Source organism: Nitrospira sp. BLG_2, assembly GCF_049222245.1.
This window is the reverse complement of sequence record NZ_JBLYIG010000237.1, coordinates 1-4,468: the sequence shown is the minus strand read 5'-3', so window position 1 is coordinate 4,468 and position 4,468 is coordinate 1. Positions and strand designations below refer to the sequence as shown.

At 56.1% G+C, this 4,468-nt stretch carries 6 protein-coding genes; 2 read left to right on the top strand and 4 right to left on the bottom strand.

All coding sequences use genetic code 11. From position 1 onward, the window contains the following. Window positions 1–139 precede the first annotated feature (139 nt). The gene (locus tag ACOSYY_RS06625; protein WP_421661478.1) at window positions 140–382 is read left to right on the top strand and encodes a hypothetical protein; all 243 of its coding nucleotides are present in this window, start codon (window positions 140–142) and stop codon (window positions 380–382) included. A gap of 272 nt (window positions 383–654) precedes the next feature. Further along, the gene (locus ACOSYY_RS06620; RefSeq protein WP_421661477.1) at window positions 655–1,938 is read left to right on the top strand and encodes a patatin-like phospholipase family protein; all 1,284 of its coding nucleotides are present in this window, start codon (window positions 655–657) and stop codon (window positions 1,936–1,938) included. A 55-nt stretch (window positions 1,939–1,993) separates the two neighbouring features. Here ACOSYY_RS06620 and ACOSYY_RS06615 read toward each other — a convergent pair whose 3' ends face one another. The 4 genes from ACOSYY_RS06615 to ACOSYY_RS06600 form a co-directional block, all read right to left on the bottom strand. Then, window positions 1,994–2,458 (bottom strand): hypothetical protein, encoded by a 465-nt coding sequence (locus ACOSYY_RS06615; protein WP_421661476.1) that lies wholly within the window; start codon window positions 2,456–2,458, stop codon window positions 1,994–1,996. Between the two features lie 52 nt (window positions 2,459–2,510). Further along, window positions 2,511–2,993: a hypothetical protein gene (locus ACOSYY_RS06610; protein ID WP_421661475.1), complete on the bottom strand. Its 483-nt coding sequence runs from the start codon at window positions 2,991–2,993 to the stop codon at window positions 2,511–2,513. A 96-nt stretch (window positions 2,994–3,089) separates the two neighbouring features. Further along, on the bottom strand, window positions 3,090–3,419 hold the full coding sequence (locus ACOSYY_RS06605) for a thioredoxin family protein (RefSeq protein ID WP_421661474.1): 330 nt from the start codon (window positions 3,417–3,419) through the stop codon (window positions 3,090–3,092). 83 nt (window positions 3,420–3,502) lie between these two features. After that, window positions 3,503–3,973, bottom strand: a complete 471-nt coding sequence (locus ACOSYY_RS06600; protein ID WP_421661473.1) for a redoxin domain-containing protein — start codon at window positions 3,971–3,973, stop codon at window positions 3,503–3,505. Between the last annotated feature and the right edge of the window lie 495 nt (window positions 3,974–4,468).

Sequence of the window (4,468 nt, the reverse complement as noted above, 5' to 3'; positions counted from 1 at the left end):
GTTCGTACACCTCCCACATGGTCGGGCTTACTATACCATATTAGATATATCCCGCTTCAAGCTCACACCGGTGATTGACGGACGCGAAGAAAAGCGTAGCCAGCATCATCGATGAATTATTAGCTGGGCGCGGATTATCATGCCACCTCTCTGGAGTTTTTCCCTCCCGGCATGCTACACAGGGATCTTTGCTCGTGAGGGAACGATGAGCGCAAACGGCTCGCTGTTTATCGGGATTGTGGGGTCGCTGATGTTCCTGATCAGCGTCTTCGCGTTCAGCCAGAGAAATTGGAAAGGCGGCCTCATATGGCTAGTAGTTGGCGCAGGACTGATCGCGCTCCTGACCTATATGGACAAGCCGTCGGCGAATTTGTTGCAGTGATGGACCGCTGTTCTGATCTAGACGATGACCTCACAATCAAACAGGTCGTACACTGATGCTTTTACCACGGAATCGGCGTCGATCTCGCAGGCATAGGCCGGTCATCTTCAGACCAATGCCGGGCATACGCCTCCACCTGGTGAAAATGTTTCTTCTATCAATCCTCTGCAGGTAGCTTTCCGTCCTCTTCAAACCTTGCATGTCTTTATCAAGCGTCCTACAATCACGCGACCTCTGGGAATTATTCATGCTCAGGATCTTTCTAGCCAGGCATGGGACCTGATATGCGGTTAGGTCGACGGTTACCCGCCGCAATTTGTCTCTGGACGGCTCTCGCAGGTTGTCAGATGTTGCCGGGCAACTGGCGACCGGGATGGAACGAGCCCCGGGACGGCGGAAAGCCGGTTACGGAGACGGCCGGCTCTTGGAAGCTCACCGAGGCTGAAACGCAAGATGGCCGCTTCCTGGCCCTTGCAGTTTCGGGCGGCGGCAGCCGGGCGGCCAATTTCGGCGCGGCGGTGATGCTGGAACAAGCGGATGTCATCAGCGGCGTCTCAGGCGGCACGTTGCCTGCCGTCTATTATGGGTTGGGCGCCAAGGCCGGTCCTTTCACTGCCCCGGCCCTGCGTGAGGCGCTCGGCTATGACTTTCAGAGCAGTTGGATCCGCCGCTGGTTTCTGCCCCAGAACATCTTCCGTTATTGGCTGTCCGACTTCACCCGTTCCGATATCATGGTTCAGGTATTCAACAACCGACTGTACCACGAGGCGACCTTCGCCGATCTGAAGCTGCACCCGAAGATCCTGCTCAACGCGACCGTTCACAATGATCATACTCGCTTCACGTTTACCGACGATCGCTTTGGGTTGTTGCGTTCCGACCTCGCGCAGTACCGGGTGGCGAATGCGGTCAACGCATCTTCCGCTTTTCCCGGCGCCTTTCAGGATGTGACGCTTCAGTGGTACATGGACCGGCCGCATTACGTGCATCTCTACGACGGCGGTCCCATCGACAATCTGGGCATTCAGGCCGTCGTCGAGTATTTGAACCGCAACATCCTGGGGACGACGCTCGATCGCCTCTTTCCCAAAGGCTGCCTGATCATCGCGATCGACGCGACGCCGACAAGCGAGCATCCGGACCTCAATGCCAGAATTTCCAGTCGGCAATTCGCGGACTATTTCGTCGACACGAACGCGCTCGATGCGACGGATGCCATGTTGATGGAAGCGCGCAGAACCCTTCTCGCGCGCATGGACATTCCGACTGAACAGCAAGATAAGCAGGTGCGGGGCCGGCTACCGGTAAACGATTTGCATCAATGCAGCTGTCACGTGCTTCATCTCTCTCTTCGGCACCTGCTCTACGGCGACGATTCGGAGGAGTCTATACAATTGGCCGAGCGTGTGACCGAGATCAAGACGAAGTTTTGGATCGAGAAGGACGAGCAGGACGCCCTCTATCAAGCGGCCGATGTCATCATGAAGGAACTGGACGCGCAGCACATCTTTTCAGACGAATCACTGAAGCCTCAATGCGCGGCGAGCAAACAGTGATCCACACACCATTATCGTTCCGCCTTTCCACGTCTCTTGAGCGTCTATAGAGTGATCAGTGTTTTGGCGAGTGCGTGTGTTGGTGGCGCTCTCCTGTTTGTGCGGCTCCGCTCTTGCGGTCACGCGGAGTAAAACGGGCTGCGTAGGCCTCCTGTTCCGGTAACCTGAGGAACACAATGATCCCGGTATCGGGGTTGATCGTAAATGCTCCGGTACCCTTCAGTGTGTTTTCACCGGACGGTTCCAACTCAACCTGGATGTTGGTCTTTTCATACCCATGCTGGATGGTAGCCTTGGCTTTCGCTCCATCAGTGGGGATGGCCTTATCTGAATGATCCGTCACATACAGAAGCAGTTCTCCGTCCTTGGCGATCAGCTCGAGATGATACGGCCCCGCGCTCAGGGATTGCCCGCCGTGGAGAGCCTTCACGGTGTCGGAGTGTTTCGCTGAGTGGGCTCCAACCGGCACCGCCACAAGTAGCGTTGCGCACAATGCTAAGTTTCCCAGCAGATGTTTCATGATCAGTTCTCCTAGAAGGCCGGCTTCACATCTATGGAGCGGATATCCCCCATCAATGCTTCGGTGAGTGATGATGATGATGGTGGGGACCGGCATCATCCGTATGGGATGAAGCGTTCTTTCCCTGTTCGCTCTTGGGTTTCAACGGCATGAAGCGGGCGGCGTAACCGTCTTGGTTCGGCAGCTTCATGAAAATGACCACCACGGTGCTGGGGGTCAGGGAAAAGGCGCCGGATCCACTAAGGATATTGTTGCCGACCGGATGCAGGTTCACCTGTGTCCTCGTTGACCCGTTCTCGATGTTTGCTTTGGCTAAGCCGCCGTCCACGCTGATGGCGTTGTCCGCGTGATCGGTGACGTAGACGGTCAAGTCTCCATCCTTGGCGACCAGTTCCATATGAAACGGACCGGTCATGCGCAGCTGTCCGCCGTGCGGAGCCTCAACAGATTCGAAAAATTCGTCGGTATGGGCCTGAGCCGGGAATGAAAAGGCCAGGGTTGCACCGAATACAAGAGCCGCAATCGAGTTGTTCATGCTCAGGTTGCCTCCTAACCCGCCGATCATCAGCGCGTCGGGTAATCCAGCTGCGGTGAAAGGTTTCTTCGATTCCACTGCTCAGTTGCATGGACGCTACGTGAGCAGGTGGTCGGCAATGAGTGCAGCGAGTTCGGCCGGCTCGACGACTCCTTCGCGCGCGAGCAGTAATTTACCATGCGCGAAGAAATGGGTGGTGGGGTACGTTTCAAACGTGTGGGTCTTCTTGATCTCACGACAGCGGCCCGGCACATGCATCTTGGCCTTCCCGAATTTGATCATGGGGAATTTCGCGGCGGTCGCCTCGAGAATTGGATCGTACGCCTTGCAGGGCTCGCAGGTGGCAAGGCCGTAAGCGACGACCGCGCCGGCGCTGTCGGTGAATTCTTTGTAGTTGGCGTCGCTGACGTCGAGAACGGTGCTCATGGTGTGTTGAGTTCCGAGTGCTGAGTGCTGAGTTGAAAAGGATGGATTCCCCTCTCGGCTCAGCACTCAACGCTCAGCACTGATTAGTTGAGCTTCGACAGCGCATCGAGGATTTCCTTGTCCTCGCGGGCCGTCTTGATTTCCTGCACCTTGACGTAAGAGACCTTTCCGTTCTTGTCGACGATCACGGTCGCACGTTTGGAACAGTTCAACGGCTCAAAGTAGAGGCCGTACGACTTGGCCGTCGTCCGATGTACGTCGGACAACAGGCGGTGTTTCAGGTCCAATGAATCCGCCCAGGCCTTGTGGGAAAAGAAGCTGTCGCAGCTGACGCCGAACAATTCCGCGTTGGCGGATTGGAACTTGGGGAAGTCATCGGTCAGACACTTGTTTTCACCCTGGCACACGGGGCTCCAATCCAGGGGGTAAAAGCAGAGCACGACGTTCTTTTTGCCTTTGTAGTCGCTCAACTTCACGTCCTTCTGGTCTTGATCCTTGAGATTGAAGTCCGGTGCTGTATCGCCCACCTTGATTTCCGGTGCCACATCGCTCATTGCAAACCTCCTTCATTAAACATCTGTATGGGTGATTGCTGTACTGAGGTCTCGGATTGGCAGGACCCCTCCACGAACAACAAACTTTGTAACCTGTGGTTTAAGGGGATGTCAACGGTCCGATAGGCCCAGCGGGCTATTGAGAAAGTCGGCCGGCGGCGGCTCGCAAGATACAGCCGCCTCACTATCTCGGCGGCGTTCTCGCATCGCTCTGACCAAAAATAACTGATTTCGTACTGGGCGCTCACCGACTCGCTCGCCTCGCGGCGAAACCGAGGGCGCCCGTCCGCAAACGTGACGAGAGTCGGACACCGCCGGCTCATCGACTCGCGGGCGCGCACAAATGTGGTGCTTTTTATTCATCGCACCGTGCGCCTCATTATTCTGCGTCGCGGACCTCGCTGCGGCCTTGTTGGAACGCCTTTTCCTGCGGGGTATTCGGATTCGGTCCTGACTTGCTAGAGGGATAGTAACAGACAATTCTTACAAAAAGTG

What these genes read in the sequence shown, in the direction of transcription:
- ACOSYY_RS06625 (WP_421661478.1), top strand. Translation starts at nt 140, where the DNA reads ATGCCACCTCTCTGGAGTTTTTCCCTCCCGGCATGCTACACAGGGATC.
- ACOSYY_RS06620 (WP_421661477.1), top strand. Translation starts at nt 655, where the DNA reads ATGGGACCTGATATGCGGTTAGGTCGACGGTTACCCGCCGCAATTTGT.
- ACOSYY_RS06615 (WP_421661476.1), bottom strand. Translation starts at nt 2,458, where the DNA reads ATGAAACATCTGCTGGGAAACTTAGCATTGTGCGCAACGCTACTTGTG.
- ACOSYY_RS06610 (WP_421661475.1), bottom strand. Translation starts at nt 2,993, where the DNA reads ATGAACAACTCGATTGCGGCTCTTGTATTCGGTGCAACCCTGGCCTTT.
- ACOSYY_RS06605 (WP_421661474.1), bottom strand. Translation starts at nt 3,419, where the DNA reads ATGAGCACCGTTCTCGACGTCAGCGACGCCAACTACAAAGAATTCACC.
- ACOSYY_RS06600 (WP_421661473.1), bottom strand. Translation starts at nt 3,973, where the DNA reads ATGAGCGATGTGGCACCGGAAATCAAGGTGGGCGATACAGCACCGGAC.